Origin of the sequence: Halomonas sp. ATBC28 (assembly GCF_005937175.1) — a bacterium.
In the GTDB taxonomy this organism is placed as follows: Bacteria; Pseudomonadota; Gammaproteobacteria; order Pseudomonadales; family Halomonadaceae; genus Vreelandella; species Vreelandella titanicae.
The window spans coordinates 1-438 of record NZ_VCQL01000121.1; the positions used below are offsets into that span (position 1 = coordinate 1).

At 74.4% G+C, this 438-nt stretch carries 1 protein-coding gene; it reads right to left on the minus strand.

Annotation, left to right across the window (positions count from 1 at the left end; translation table 11 throughout):
• Positions 1-438, minus strand: a 438-nt coding sequence (locus E0L35_RS25625; RefSeq protein WP_138801738.1) for a M20/M25/M40 family metallo-hydrolase, incomplete at both ends; no start/stop codon positions are given.

Genomic DNA, 438 nt, shown 5'->3' on the forward strand with positions numbered 1-438 from the left:
CGATGCCGACCGTGGCCAGCACGGCGTCGGCCAGCACCTCCATGCCGGCCCGGGCCCAATCCGGCGTGATGCTCTCGGCCTCGTTGTGGCTGATGCCGCCGTGGCACGGGCAGAACACCAGGGCCGCCGGCACCGTCCGGGCGCAATAGACGGCGTCGTGATAGATCGCGGTCGGCATCCGGGTCCAGGCATGGCCCCGCGCCTCGGCCGCCGCCTGGACGCGGTCCACCAGGACCGGATCGAACGGGGTCAGCGGCGCCCGCCAGAACTCCTCCACCCGGATCGCGACGCCCCGCTCGGCGGCGAGCGCGTCGGCCCGGGCCAGGATCCGCTCCCGCATCGCCTCCAGCTGACCGGGGTCGCCGTGGCGGGTGTCGAGGCTGAACCAGACCCGGCCCGGGGTGATGTTGCGGCTCGCGGGCTCGGCTGTCAGGACTC